Raw genomic sequence first — 13322 nt, 5'->3', positions numbered from 1 at the left:
CCGTACCCCGGGGCCCGTTGTCAACGCCATGCGACCCGCGTCATTCCTTGATCGTGAAGTTCGGCGACTTGCTACTGGACGGTGGCACCTCGTTACGGATCAGGGCGTAGAACATCATCTCGCTGAACGCCGGAGCCGCCACGTCGCCGCCACCGCCGCTGCTGACGTCCATCGACACGGCGATCACGAACCGCGGGTTCTCAGCGGGCGCCATGCCGATGAACGAGCTGGCGTTGTGGCTGGTGTACTCGCCGTCGATGAGCATCTTGCCGGTGCCGGTCTTGCCGGCCACCCGGTACCCCGCGACCCGCGCGGCCCGCCCGGTGCCGTCCTTGACGCTCACCACGGCCTCCATCATCAGGCGCAGCTCGCGGGCCACCTCGGTGTCGAGAACGCGGTGCGTCCGCGGCGCGGCGGCCGGGGTCTCCTTCTCGTCGTCACCGGAGATCGTCGACTTGATCAGGTGCGGCTGGATGTAGACGCCGTCGTTGGCGATCGCGGCGTAGGCGGCCGCCATCTGGACCAGCGTGGCGTCGACGCTGTGCCCGATCGGCACCGAGCCGTACGACGAGCCGCTCCAGTCCCCCGGCGCCAGCAGCTTGCCCTCGGCCTCGCCCGGCATGCCCTCGCCGGTGGCCTTACCCAGCCCGAACTTCTGCTGGTACTCGTACACCTTCTCCTTGCCGAGCCGGTCGGCGAGCAGGATCGTGCCGACGTTCGACGAGTACGCCAGCAGCCCGGGCAGGGTCATCCGGGTGCCCGACTTCTGCCAGTGGACATCCTTGAAGGGGGTGTCGCCCTTCTTGATCGCCGGCCCGATCGTCAACGTGTCGGTGGGCTTGACCAGGCCCTCCTGCAACGCGGCGCCGAAGATGAAGGCCTTGTGCGTCGACCCCGGGTCGGTGACGACGCTGCTCGCCACGTCGATCCGGTCCCGTGGCCGGGACTTCTCCGGGTCCGCCGCGTTGTAGGTCGGGTAGCTCGCCTGGGACAGCACCTCGCCGGTCTTGACATCCAGCACCACCGCGGCGCCGACCGTGGCGTTGCGCGCCCGGCCCGCCTCGTTGAGTACCCGCTGCACCTGGAACTGCAGGTCCTGGTCGATGGTGAGCTTCAGCGAGTCGCCCGGCTGGGCCGGGGTGTCGTGCTGGTAGCCGCCCGGGATCGGCGCGTCCAGCTCGCCCGCGCCGACCTCGAAGACCCGTTTGCCGTCGATGCCGTGCAGCAGCTCGTCGTAGCGCGCCTCCAGCCCGACCAGGCCGCGCTGCTCGTCGCCGGTGAAACCGACCAGGTTCGCCGCCAGGTCGCCGCCCGGCACGTCCCGGCGCTCGTCGAAGTGCGTGTAGATGCCGGGCAGCTTCAGAGCGTCCACCTGGTCGGCACGGGCGATGTTCACACCCCGGGCCAGGTACCGGAACCGGGTCCATTTGCCCAGCACGAACTTCGGCTTCATCCGCTCCATCAACACGGACTTCTGGATCCCGACGAGCGGCGCCAGCTGCTCGGCGACGGCCGGCAGGTTCTTCTGCAGCAACTCGTTCTGCGGGTCGGCGAAGACGTACCGCGCCTCGACGCTGTGGGCGAGCGGGTGACCGTCACGGTCCAGGATGCTGCCGCGCGGCGCCGGCAGCGTGACGCTGCTCAGCCGCCCCTCGCGCAGCTCCAGCAGGCTCGCCGCCTCCTCCGGGGAGGTCGCCACCTGCAGCACCACCAGCCGGACGCCGATCGTGACGAACAGCGAGAGCGCCAGGACGGTGCCCAGCCGCAGGCGGCGGGTGCTGTTGGCGAGCTTCGGCGGCTCGGACGGGACGGGCCTTCTGGTGGCGGTCCGCCGTGGTCCGGCTTTCTCCTTCGGGGTACGGGGACGCGCGTCCCGTTCCCCGGCCCGGGGCAGCTCGCGTTCCCGCTCGCGCGGCCTCTCCCGCTCACGGGGCCGCTCGCGTTCGCGGGGCTTCTCCCGGTCCCGGGGCTTCTCCCGCTCGCGCGGTTTCTCCCGGTCTCGCGGTTTGTCCTTCTCCCGCGGGGCCGGTGGCTCGACCGGCCGGCCGCGCCCCCGGGTGGCCCGCTGGCCGCTCTCGCCGCCGTCGAGCACCTGAAGCGCCGGCCGGAACGGGTCGCCCCCGCGAGCGCCGTTACGCGGCAGCCGGCCGCGCTCGGCGACCGTCCGCCCGCGCGGGGTGTACGCCCGCGCCTCGCCGATGCTGGACCGCCCGCGCCGCCCCTCCCGGGGGTCGTCGGTGTGCTCCTCGCCCGGCAGGTCGCGCGACGAACCGCGCCGGGGCTGGTCGCCCCGGCGCGGTGTGTCGTCGTCAGCTCGCGGCGCCATGCCGGTTACCGCCCGGCCGTCGGCGAGGCCGGACCCTCGCCCGGCTTCGGCGTGCCGATCTTCTCACCACTCGGCAGCTTGATGATTGCCGGATCGGTGGCCGGCACCAGACCGAGCCGTCGGGCGGCAGCGTGCAGGCTGCCCGGCGCCGACTTCTCGACGATCTGCCGCTGCAGCTCCGAGTGCTGCTTGTCGAGCTCGGCCTTCTGGTCGCGCAGGGCGGCGAGACGGAACGAGCGTTCCATCGTCTCCGTGCTGAGCAGCAGGATGCCGACCACGCTCGCCACGATCACCATGACGATCGCGGCGGCGAAGGTGGCCCGCGGCGCCCGGATCGGCAGCGGCGGCGCCACCCAGAGCCGCGGCCGGCCGCTCGGCGCCGGCTGCGGCTCCCCGGCCGTCCCGATGTCCAGCGCGGTGGCGCCGTCGACCGGCGCGACCGTTTCCACGGCCTCCCGGCCCCGGATCCCTGACCGGCGCGTGTCGGCCCCCTCGGACCGGCGCTGCCCCCGCGCGCCCGTCCCGGTCCCGGCATCGCGGCCGACCCGGCGCCCCAGCCCCCCGGCTGTGGTGCGCGCCTGCGCCCGGCCCCCCGACCGCGGCGCTCCGGATCGCTCGCTCATGCTCTTCCCTCCCCCTCATCGCTCGCCCCGGGCGTAACCGCCGTGGTCCCCCATGCGTTTGAAACTCAGTGCCGTTACGGCGTCCCGCCCCGGGACGGCCCGGCCAACCGGGGCCGCTCGCGGCCGGCCCCGAACTGCTTGTCGAACCGACGGGCCTGCTCCTGCTCGTCGATCCGCTCCACCGCTCGCAGCTTCACCGAGGCCGCCCTCGGGTTCGCCGCGACCTCCGCATCGCTGGGCAGCTCCGACCCGCGGGTCAGGAGCCTCAGGCTGGGACCGGTACCGGGCAGTTCGACCGGCAGGTCCACCGGCCCGGTACTACGCGACCTCGCGGTGAGTGCGCGCTTGACGATCCTGTCCTCCAACGATTGATAACTCATCACCACAAGGCGCCCTCGGGGCGCCAGCGCGTCCAGAGCCGCCGGAACCGCCCCTTCGAGCGCCTCCAGCTCCCTGTTGACCTCAATGCGTAACGCCTGGAAGGTTCTTTTTGCGGGATTTCCACCCGTTCGCCGCGCGGCGGCGGGGATGGCATCCTTCACCAGCTCGGCCAGCCGTGCCGTCGAGGTGATCCGCACCTTCGCCCGCTCCCGCATGATCGATTGAACGATTCGGGGAGCGAACTTCTCCTCGCCGTACTGCCGCAAAACGCGAACAAGATCACCAGGTTCGTAACTGTTGACGATCTCCTCGGCGGTCGACCCCCGGGACTGGTCCATGCGCATGTCCAGCGGAGCGTCCTGCGAATACGCGAAACCGCGGTCCGCCTCGTCCAGCTGCAACGACGAGACACCCAGGTCGAAAAGCCCACTGTGGATCGCCGGGACCCCCAGCTCGTCGAGCACCCGCGGCAACTCGTCGTAGACGGCGTGCACCAGGTGTGCCCGGTCGCCGAACCGGATCAGCCGGTGACGTGCGTGCGCCAGAGCCTCGGTGTCCCGGTCCAGTCCGATGAGGACCACGGCCGGATATCGCTCCAGGACCGCTTCGGCGTGCCCGCCCAGACCCAACGTGAAGTCGACGTGGACGGCGCCCGGCAATCCGAGAGCGGGGTCGAGCAACTCCAGACAGCGCTCGAGCAGCACCGGCACATGCGTGCCCCGCGGCTCCCCCATGTCGACCCCCATCGCCGTACCCGTTCGCGTCTCACTCGTCTGTTCCATGGTGCTGTCCGGCCCGGGGCGTCCATCCGTACCGCCAGATCCCCATCCGCTCTCATGTCCCGAGCCGGCGAACCGGTCCGAACACGCGCCTGGCGCCGGGGAAGAGGCGCCAGGAGCGGGAGCGGCTGGAGATCTCGCGTTACGGCGGCGTGAGGATCGTTCGCGACGGTGGAGACCGCCGCGAGAACCTTTCGCAAGCCGCTACTTGCGATAGGTCGCGAACAACCCTCGGACGTCCGGGCCGAACCGGCGGCTCGACCGAGTGCCACGCCTTACAGTCCGCCGGGCAGCACCCCCTCCTCGATGTCGGCGAACTCTTCCTCGCTCGCCGAGAGGTAGTCGTCCCAGGACTGCTTGTCCCAGATCTCGACCCGGGTGCTCGCACCGATCACCACGAGATCACGGCCAAGACTGGCATACTCCCGCAAATGGGCCGGAATCGTCACCCGGCCCTGCTTGTCGGGAACCTCGTCATGCGCGCTCGCGAAGAACACCCGGCTGTAAGCCCGGGCGGCCTTGTTGGTGACCGGAGCCTCCCGCAGCTGACCGGCGATGCGCTGGAACTCCGGCATCGGGAACACGTACAGACAGCGCTCCTGCCCCTTCGTGATCACGACACCTCCCGCCAGCTCATCACGGAACTTCGCCGGGAGGATCAGCCGGCCCTTCTCGTCGAGGCGCGGGGTGTGCGTGCCGAGAAACATCGGCCCCCACCCCTTTGCCGTGGCCGCCCGCTCCTTCGCGGAGAAGTGGGCCGCCTGTCAACTCGGGCCGGCAGGTCCGGCGTCGCTCCTCCGCCCTGCCACTGCGCTCCACTCTACTCCACTTCACTCCACCTGCAACCCGAAAGCGAACCCCCGCGAAGCGTTTTCGCGGACGTTAGCCCTGTTCACGGGCGGTGGAGCCGAGTGGAGGGAGCTATCAAGATCCACTTCGTCTGGTTTCCGACATCGAGCACTGGGGGTCGCCAACCCTCCGCCGAAACGGTCTTCCGACGCCTCCCGGAAGGGCGCGAAGGGCGCACGGGGAGGGAAGTGGAGGACCACCGGGGAAGGAAGTGGAGAAGCCGGGATGCCCGGAACCCCCGGGCTCGCCGGAAGAGAGGGGGAACGACCCGCGGCAAGAGCGCGGCGGTCCGGACGGCCGGAAGGCCGGACGGACGGGAAGGCCGGACGGCCGGAAGGCCGGACGGACGGGAAGGCCGGACGGACGGGAAGGCCGGACGGCCGGAAGGCCGGACGGACGGGAAGGCCGGACGGACGGGAAGGCCGGACGGCCGGACGGACGGAAGGCCGGAAGGCCGGACGGAAGCCTGCAGACGCCTGAGGGGCGTGACCCCTGGATCGGGTCACGCCCCTCAGCGGCGCTGCTATTCCTTACTTACTACGGTGCGGCACTCGCCCCGAGAAGGGGGCGCGGACCGGTCAGGCGACCAGGCGGCGTACGACGTAGTTGTTGTTCCAGATCTTGTGCAGGCCGACCCGGGCGCCACTGTGCGGCGAGTCGTAGACGTAGCCGTTGCCGGCGTAGATCCCGACGTGCGAGCCGTACGACCCGCTCCGGAAGACGATCAGGTCACCGATCTGCTTCTTGTTCTTGGCGATGCCCGTGCCGTACTTCTGCTGCAGATTCGCCTTGTGCGGCAGGGACTTGCCGGCCGCCTTCTTGTAGACGTACTTGGTGAAGCCGGAGCAGTCGAAGCGGTTGGGCCCGGAAGCGCCGTACAGGTAGAGCGCGCCCTTGTGCCGCTTCGCCTCGGCGAGAACCTTGGCGCCGCTGGCCCGCACCGTGACCCTGGTGTTGGGGCTGAGCTTCCAGTTGTACCCGGAGCCGGCGAAGAGGGTCCGGAACAGCACGTTGGAGGTCGGCTTGACGGTGAAGGTCACCCAGCCGTTGGTGGACGCCTTGGTGCTCCAGGTGCGCCACGCGCCGTTGCTCCACGCCTGGAAGCTGACGTTGCCCTTGGCGATCTTGCCGGTTTTCGGGTTGATCACCTTCGTGGTGACCTTGAGGGTGGAACCCCATGGGATGTTCCGCGAGGCGGTGTAGACGGTCTGCTTCGGCGTGACCTTCGCGGCCGCCGCGGCCTGAGCGACCGGGACTGTCGTGGCGTTCACCGGGGCGGCGGCCGCCGCGGCGGCCGGCGACGAGGCGAACAGCTGGCCCGCGCAGAGGCACAGCCCCAGCGACAGGACGGCGGTGCCAGGGCCCATGGTGGACGGGCGGCGATGGCGAGGACGGCTCGAACGATGTCCGTGCACGGTAGAGAATTCCCTCCGGCACGCCTGCGAGGTTAGCTGTCGGGTTCGGGCGGGAAGGCTTGCCCGGCCGCGGGTGGGCGGCTTCACCCCGAGGTCCTCCCGAGACGCCGCCGGAGCGACGATGCGGAAGTGACCGGTATTGGGTCCCCCGTCCCTGCCCCCGAATGCCTTGTGGTCCGGCTTACTACTGCGGTGTCGCACCGTCCGGCCCGGGGCAGGGCTCGGCGTTAACCGATCCGGTGCGGCCGGCGGGCGGAGTGCCACCGGCGGATCCTTGCTACCTGAATTCCGCCATGATCGTCAGCCCCAGGCTGATCACGTAGAGTGATTGGCATATTAGTTACTGTCCAGTTTGTTACCTCCACGAGACAAATGCCATTACAGATCGCTTTCACCCAAACACGGTGCGTAGAAGGTTACGGGTGAATCAGAACACACAAAAAATCAGTGCCCCGGCCGCGGCCACGTCCGAATCGTCCGGACCGGGGAAAACACCGAACGCCTCGTGATCTTGACCGTCTGGCAACGCGACGTGACCTTCGCTTCCGGTACCCTCGCTGGCGTGACGGACGGGAAGATGCCACTCATCGCCAAGGTCGCGACCTCGGTGTCGAAGACCGCTGCGGCGCTCTCCAGGGCCGCGGGCCGCGGCGACGGCTCGGTGATCGGCGGCTGGATCGGCCTCAAGATCGACCCTGACCTCCTGGCCCACCTCGCGTCCGGGCGTGCTGTGGCTCTGGTCTCCGGGACCAACGGCAAGACCACCACGACCCGGCTCACCGCGGCCGCGGTCGGCGTGCTCGGCCGGGTCGCCACCAACTCGTTCGGCGCCAACATGCCGACCGGCCACACCTCGGCCCTGGCGCGGGAGGGGCACACCCCGTTCGCCGTCCTCGAGGTCGACGAGCACTACCTGGCTCAGGTGATCGACGCCACCCGCCCCAAGGTGGTCGCGCTGCTCAACCTCTCGCGCGACCAGCTCGACCGGGCCAAGGAGGTGGCGATGATGGCACAGCTGTGGAAGACCACCCTCGCCGGCCACCCGGAGATCAAGGTGGTCGCCAACGCTGACGACCCGATGGTGGTGTGGGCGGCCTCGGCCAGCCCGCAGACCACCTGGTTCAGCGCCGGCCAGCGCTGGCTCGACGACTCGTTCGTCTGCCCGGAGAGCGGTCATCCGATCGAGCGCGCCCAGGGCGAGTGGTGGTGCACCGGCTGCCCGCTGCGCCGGCCGCGCCCGCAGTGGGTGGTCGAGGACGAGGGCGTGATCGACCCGCGCGGCGACTGGCACCTGGTCAAGCTGCAGCTGCCCGGCAAGGTGAACATCGGCAACGCCGCGACCGCGCTGGCCGTGGCCGGCGAGTTCGGGGTCCGCCCGATCGAGGCGCTGCCCCGGTTGGCCCGGGTGGCGTCGATCGCCGGCCGCTACGCCCAGGTCGACAAGGACGGCCGCAACATCCGGCTGCTGCTGGCGAAGAACCCGGCGAGCTGGCTGGAGGCCTTCGACATGGCCGACCAGGCGCCGACCCTGCTCTCGATCAACGCGCGGGACCCCGACGGCCTGGACACGTCGTGGCTCTACGACGTGGACTTCTCGCCGCTGCGCGACCGGCCGGTGCTGATCACCGGCGACCGGGCATACGACCTGGCCGTGCGCCTGCAAGTGAACCAGGTGCCGTTCCGGCACGTACAGAGTTTCGACGAGGCGCTGGCCGCCGTGCCGCCCGGCCGCCTCGAAGTGATCGCCAACTACACGGCGTTCCAGGACATCCGAGCGGAGTTGGACCGTGTCAACTGAGGCCCTGCGGATCGTGTGGATCTACCCGGATCTGCTCTCCACCTACGGCGACCGGGGCAACCTGCTCATCCTGGCCCGCCGGGCCGCCGACCGCGGCATCCCGGTGGAGACCTATGAGATCCGCTCCGACCAGCGGATGCCCAACGGCGCCGACATCTACCTGATCGGCGGCGGCGAAGACGGCCCGCAGGCGCTCGCCGCGCAGCGCCTGCTCGCCGACGGCGGCCTGCACCAGGCCGTCGCCCGGGGCGCCTCGGTCCTCTCCATCTGCGCGGGTTACCAGTTGCTCGGTCACTCGTTCTACGCGAAGGGGGCCAAGTGCGCCGGTCTCGGCCTGCTCGACATCTCCTCCGACCGAGGCGAGACGCGGGCGGTCGGCGAGCTGCGCGGTGACATCGACCCCCGGCTCGGTCTGCCCCCGCTGACCGGCTTCGAGAACCACGGCGGCCGGACCCACGTCGGCCAGCACGCCGCGCCGCTGGCCCGGGTGACCGGCGGCATCGGCAACGACGGCCAGACCGAGGGCGCCTGGGCCGGCAAGATCCTCGGCACCTACTCGCACGGCCCGGCGCTCGCCCGCAACCCAGCGATAGCCGATCTGCTACTGCGTTGGTCCACCGGCGCGGATAGGCTTGCGCCGCTTGACGACAGTTGGACCGAGCAGCTCCGCAACGAGCGGCTCACCGCGGCAAGCCCGGCACGACCGGTATGACCTGCATGACCTTGACCTGAACCGATGAGAGCTGGGGCGGTAGGCCTGCATGATCGACACGCTGAACGCCCCACGGGGCATCGACTCCGTGGACCCTCAGACCGTTGATCAGGCCGGACCCACCAGCTGGCGGAAGCGCCTCGCACGGTTCGCCCTGCTGGCCGCCGGGGTGGGGGCGCTCGGCGGGGCGGCGGCGCTGCTGCCGCTCCGCGAGATCGCCGAGACCCTGTCGGCGATGGGCCCGAGCGCGGTCTTCGCGGTCGCGGTGATGGGCGGGATGCTGCTGTCGGTGCTCGTCCCCCGCACCATCATCACGATGACCTGCGGCGCTCTGCTCGGCCCGCTCACCGGTGGCACCGCCGCCCTCGCCGCCGCGGTGATCGCCGCGGTCGCCACCTACTACGCGGGCCGCTGGGCCGGGCGCGGCGCTCTCCAGGCCCGCGCAGGCAGCCGGCTGGCGCGCCTCGACGGCTGGCTCAACCGGCGTGGCCTGGCCGCGGTGCTGCTGGTCCGGTTCCTTCCGCTGGCCCCGTTCGGCCTGGTCGGCTACGCCTACGGCACCACCAGCGTGTGCCGCAACCGCTACCTGCTCGGCACCACGATCGCCGCGATCCCGTCCACGGTCACCTACGCCGTGATCGGCGCCGCCGTCGTCGCGCCCGGCGAGATGAACTTCCTGACCCTGGTGCCCGCGCTGGTCAGCTTCGCGATCTCCACGGCGATCGTCCTCCGGTGGCGGCACACGGCCCGGCGCGACGCGGCCCGCGCCGCCGCCTGAAGATCTTCTTCACGATCAAGACCGCTTCCCTCGTACGCCGCGAACTGCTCTCCGCCCGCACCGGAACCGCCCACCCGGTCCCCGCGAGGTCTCCCCGCCGCAAGGTCAACTCCGGCTGGTCGTCAGTGCTGTCTCGGCGCGGATGAGACAGCAGTGACGACCAGCCGGGGGTAGGCAACGGCCCGCCGCGAGGGTTCGCGACGGGCCGTTCTCGTGGGTGGTGTCAGACGACGACGCTGACCAGGCGGCCCTTGACCACGATGACCTTCTTCGGCTCGCGGCCGGCCAGCACCTCGGCGACCTCGGCCAGCGCGGCCGCCCGTACGTCCGCCTCAGCGGTGTCCGGGGAGACCTCGACCCGGCCGCGGACCTTGCCGTTGACCTGCACCGGGTAGGTGATCGCGTCGGCGACCAGCTGGGCCGGGTCGGCGATCGGGAAGTCCGTGTACGCCAGCGAGCCCTCGTGTCCCAGCTTGCCCCACAGCTCCTCGGCCATGTGCGGGGCGAACGGGGACAGCATCAGCACCAGCGGCTCCACCGCCTCGCGGGAGGCGACCGGCAGCGGGGTCAGCGCGTTCGTCAGCTCGATCAGCTTGGCGATCGCGGTGTTGAACCGCAGCTCGGCCATGTCCTCCCGAACCCCGGCGATGACCTTGTGCAGGATCTTGCGGGTCTTCGGGTCCAGCGGCTCGTCACCGATCCGGACGGCGCCGGTCTCCTCGTCGACGACCAGGCGCCAGACGCGCTGCAGGAAGCGCTGGGAGCCGACGACCGCGCGGGTGTCCCAGGGGCGGGAGACGTCCAGCGGGCCCATCGCCATCTCGTACACCCGGAACGTGTCGGCGCCGTACTGCTCGCACATCTCGTCCGGGGTGACGACGTTCTTCAGGCCCTTGCCCATCTTGCCGTACTCGCGGTAGACCTCCTGGTCGCCCAGGTACCACTTGCCGTCGCGCTCGACGACCTCGTCGGCGGGCACGATCATGCCGCGGGCGTCACGGAACGCGTACGCCTGGATGTAGCCCTGGTTGAACAGCTTCTTGAACGGCTCGAAGGACGAGACGTGACCCAGGTCGAACAGCACCTTGTGCCAGAAGCGGGAGTACAGCAGGTGCAGCACGGCGTGCTCGACACCGCCGACGTACAGGTCCACGCCACCGGCGTCGCCGTCGGCGCGCGGGCCCATCCAGTAGGCCTCGTTCTCCGGGTCGACCAGGAACTTCTCGTTCTTCGGGTCCAGGTAGCGCAGCTCGTACCAGCACGAACCCGCCCACTGCGGCATGGTGTTGGTCTCGCGGGTGTACGTCTTCAGGCCGTCGCCCAGGTCCAGCTCGACCTGCACCCACTCCTTGATCCGGGACAGCGGGGTCTCCGGCTCGGTGTCCGCGTCGTCCGGGTCGAAGGTGCGCGGCGAGAAGTCGTCGGTGTCCGGCAGCACGATCGGCAGCATCGACTCGGGCAGCGCGATCGGCAGGCCGGTCTCGTCGTAGACGATCGGGAACGGCTCGCCCCAGTACCGCTGGCGGCTGAACAGCCAGTCCCGCAGCCGGTAGGTGGTCGCGCCCTCACCCTTGCCGTTCGCCTCCAGCCACTCGATCATGGCGGCCTTGGCGTCGTCCTTGTTCTTACCGTTCAGGAACCCGGAGTTGATCACCTCGCCGTCGCCGACGTAGGCGCCCTCGAAGCCCTCCGGGGTCGCGATGGTACGCACGATCGGCAGCTCGAAGACCGTGGCGAACTCGAAGTCACGCACGTCGTGCCCGGGCACCGCCATGATCGCGCCGGTGCCGTAACCGGCCAGCACGTAGTCGGCGATGAACACCGGGACGCGCTCGTCGTTGACCGGATTGACCGCGTACGCCCCGGTGAAGACGCCGGTCTTCACCTTGCCGTCGGCGGTCCGCTCCTCCTCGGTCTTCGCCGCGGCGGTCGCCCGGTACGCCGCGACGGCCTCGGCCGGGGTCGCGTGCCCGCCCGTCCAGACGTCGTGGGTGCCCTCCGGCCAGGCCGCCGGGATGATCGACTCGACCAGCTCGTGCTCCGGCGCCAGCACCATGTAGGTGGCGCCGAACAGGGTGTCCGGGCGGGTGGTGAAGACCCGGATGTGGCTGCCGTCGATCGGGAAGTCGACGTGCGCGCCCTTCGACCGGCCGATCCAGTTGCGCTGCATCAGTTTGACCGGCTCCGGCCAGTCCAGCGCGTCCAGGTCCTCGACCAGACGGTCCCCGTACGCGGTGATCCGCATCATCCACTGCTTCAGGCTGCGCTGGAAGACCGGGTAGTTGCCCCGCTCGGACCGGCCGTCCGGGGTGACCTCCTCGTTGGCCAGCACGGTGCCCAGGCCGGGACACCAGTTGACCGGGGCCTCCGACACGTACGCCAGGCGGTGCCCGTCGATCACCTTGCGCTTCTCGACGGCGGACAGGCCGGCCCATTCCGGGCCGCGAGCGCCTGACTCGTACGCGTCGATCAGCTCTTGAATGGGCCTCGCCTTGCCCACCGACGGGTCGAACCAGGAGTTGAAGACCTGCAGGAAGATCCACTGGGTCCAGCGGTAGTACTCCGGGTCGGTGGTCGAGAACGAGCGCCGGTCGTCGTACGCCAGGCCCAGCCGCCGCAGCTGCTGCCGGTACCGCTCGACGTTCGCCGCGGTGGTGACCGCGGGGTGGGTGCCGGTCTGCACCGCGTACTGCTCGGCGGGCAGGCCGAAAGCGTCGAAGCCCATCGGGTGCAGCACGTTGAAGCCGGCCATCCGCTGGAAGCGGGTGTAGCAGTCGGTGCCGATGTAACCCAGGGGGTGCCCGACGTGCAGGCCGGCGCCGGACGGGTACGGGAACATGTCCTGGACGTGCAGCTTGGGGGCGCCGGCCCGCGGATGCCCGGGGTCGGCCAGGTCACCGACCGGGTTGGGCGCGTGGAAAGTCCCGTTCTTGTCCCAGAAGTCCTGCCAGCGCAGTTCGATCTCGTCGGCCATCACGGCCGTGTAACGGAAGGGCGGGGTCTCGGTCTCGCTCATCTTCACCATCTCGTCGTCTACGTCTCGTCGTCGGCGTTCGGGCCTGCGGCGCGGGCCTTGCGAAGGGCATAAAAAAGCCCCTCGCGCAGGAGGGGTTGCCGTGCCTGGTCCGCTGGGTCAGCGAATCAGCACGGCCGGCTAAGGAGCAGGACAGACCGAGCCATGCGATGCATGATACTCCCCGCCCGTCACGGACGGCGACCGGTATGGCGGGCGCGTGACATACTCCCGGCTGTCCACAGGCGACCAGCCTGGGATGGCGGATGGCACGAGTTCGTCCCTATTCCCCCCTCGCCGTTATCAACAGGGCCCCGATCAGGCCTTTCGGCAACACGTATGTACGGGGATAACCTGTGGGGACGGGCGGCGAGCGCCGGAGGCCCACGGCCGCTGGGCGCCCGCGACCTTACGGTGCCCTTGACGGTGGGTGATCTCCGCCCTACGGGGGTAGACACGTTTTGGAGGAGGCCCGTGACAACGCCGACCTGGGGTGAGCCGGTAGGCCCGCTGACGAGCGCCGAGTTCCGCGCTGCGGCCCAAGCCATCATGGCCAACATCGAGCAGGTCATCGAGGGCAAGAGCGCGACGGTGCGGCTGGCGGTCGCGGTCCTGCTCGCCGAGGGCCATCTGCTGATCGAGGATGCG

Annotated in this window: 9 protein-coding genes, 1 pseudogene and 1 riboswitch; of the genes and pseudogenes, 4 read left to right on the top strand and 6 right to left on the bottom strand. The window is 70.2% G+C overall.

Going from position 1 to position 13322, the window contains the following annotated elements; all coding sequences use genetic code 11:
- Positions 1–40: 40 nt before the first annotated feature.
- The 5 genes from Aut01nite_RS37660 to Aut01nite_RS37640 all read right to left on the bottom strand — a co-directional run bounded on the left by Aut01nite_RS37660 (position 41) and on the right by Aut01nite_RS37640 (position 6325).
- Complete coding sequence (locus tag Aut01nite_RS37660) at positions 41–2326, bottom strand: penicillin-binding transpeptidase domain-containing protein (protein ID WP_043523824.1); 2286 nt, start codon at positions 2324–2326, stop codon at positions 41–43.
- Positions 2327–2331: 5 nt separating this feature from the next.
- Positions 2332–2775, bottom strand: a complete 444-nt coding sequence (gene ftsL / locus Aut01nite_RS37655) for a cell division protein FtsL (protein WP_052163450.1) — start codon at positions 2773–2775, stop codon at positions 2332–2334.
- Positions 2776–3023: 248 nt separating this feature from the next.
- A complete protein-coding gene (rsmH, locus tag Aut01nite_RS37650; protein ID WP_083998669.1) occupies positions 3024–4112 on the bottom strand; it encodes a 16S rRNA (cytosine(1402)-N(4))-methyltransferase RsmH in 1089 nt (362 codons plus the stop codon).
- Between the two features lie 272 nt (positions 4113–4384).
- Complete coding sequence (mraZ, locus tag Aut01nite_RS37645; RefSeq protein ID WP_043523825.1) at positions 4385–4816, bottom strand: division/cell wall cluster transcriptional repressor MraZ; 432 nt, start codon at positions 4814–4816, stop codon at positions 4385–4387.
- 720 nt (positions 4817–5536) lie between these two features.
- Positions 5537–6325, bottom strand: coding sequence for a C40 family peptidase (locus Aut01nite_RS37640; RefSeq protein ID WP_052163451.1), 789 nt, complete (start codon positions 6323–6325; stop codon positions 5537–5539).
- 54 nt (positions 6326–6379) lie between these two features.
- Positions 6380–6565: riboswitch (cyclic di-AMP (ydaO/yuaA leader) on the bottom strand.
- 385 nt (positions 6566–6950) lie between these two features.
- Here Aut01nite_RS37640 and Aut01nite_RS37635 point away from each other — a divergent pair.
- Genes Aut01nite_RS37635 through Aut01nite_RS37625 form a run of 3 tightly spaced genes read left to right on the top strand, consistent with a single transcriptional unit; the run spans position 6951 to position 9661 of the window.
- Positions 6951–8171 (top strand): Mur ligase family protein, encoded by a 1221-nt coding sequence (locus Aut01nite_RS37635; protein ID WP_043523922.1) that lies wholly within the window; start codon positions 6951–6953, stop codon positions 8169–8171.
- Positions 8161–8883: a type 1 glutamine amidotransferase gene (locus tag Aut01nite_RS37630; RefSeq protein ID WP_043523826.1), complete on the top strand. Its 723-nt coding sequence runs from the start codon at positions 8161–8163 to the stop codon at positions 8881–8883. The genes Aut01nite_RS37635 and Aut01nite_RS37630 overlap by 11 nt, the downstream gene beginning before the upstream one ends.
- Positions 8884–8932: 49 nt before the next feature.
- The gene (locus tag Aut01nite_RS37625) at positions 8933–9661 is read left to right on the top strand and encodes a TVP38/TMEM64 family protein (RefSeq protein ID WP_043523827.1); all 729 of its coding nucleotides are present in this window, start codon (positions 8933–8935) and stop codon (positions 9659–9661) included.
- A 223-nt stretch (positions 9662–9884) separates the two neighbouring features.
- On the opposite strand, the gene leuS is transcribed toward Aut01nite_RS37625, so the two are convergent.
- A complete protein-coding gene (gene leuS / locus Aut01nite_RS37620) occupies positions 9885–12686 on the bottom strand; it encodes a leucine--tRNA ligase (RefSeq protein WP_373871565.1) in 2802 nt (933 codons plus the stop codon).
- A 462-nt stretch (positions 12687–13148) separates the two neighbouring features.
- On the opposite strand from leuS, the pseudogene Aut01nite_RS37615 reads away from it, so the two are divergent.
- Positions 13149–13322 (top strand): annotated as a pseudogene (locus Aut01nite_RS37615) (AAA family ATPase); the annotation flags it as partial.

It is taken from the genome of Actinoplanes utahensis (assembly GCF_016862455.1).
In the GTDB taxonomy this organism is placed as follows: Bacteria; Actinomycetota; Actinomycetes; order Mycobacteriales; family Micromonosporaceae; genus Actinoplanes; species Actinoplanes utahensis.
This window is presented reverse-complemented; position numbering and strand designations above follow the sequence as displayed.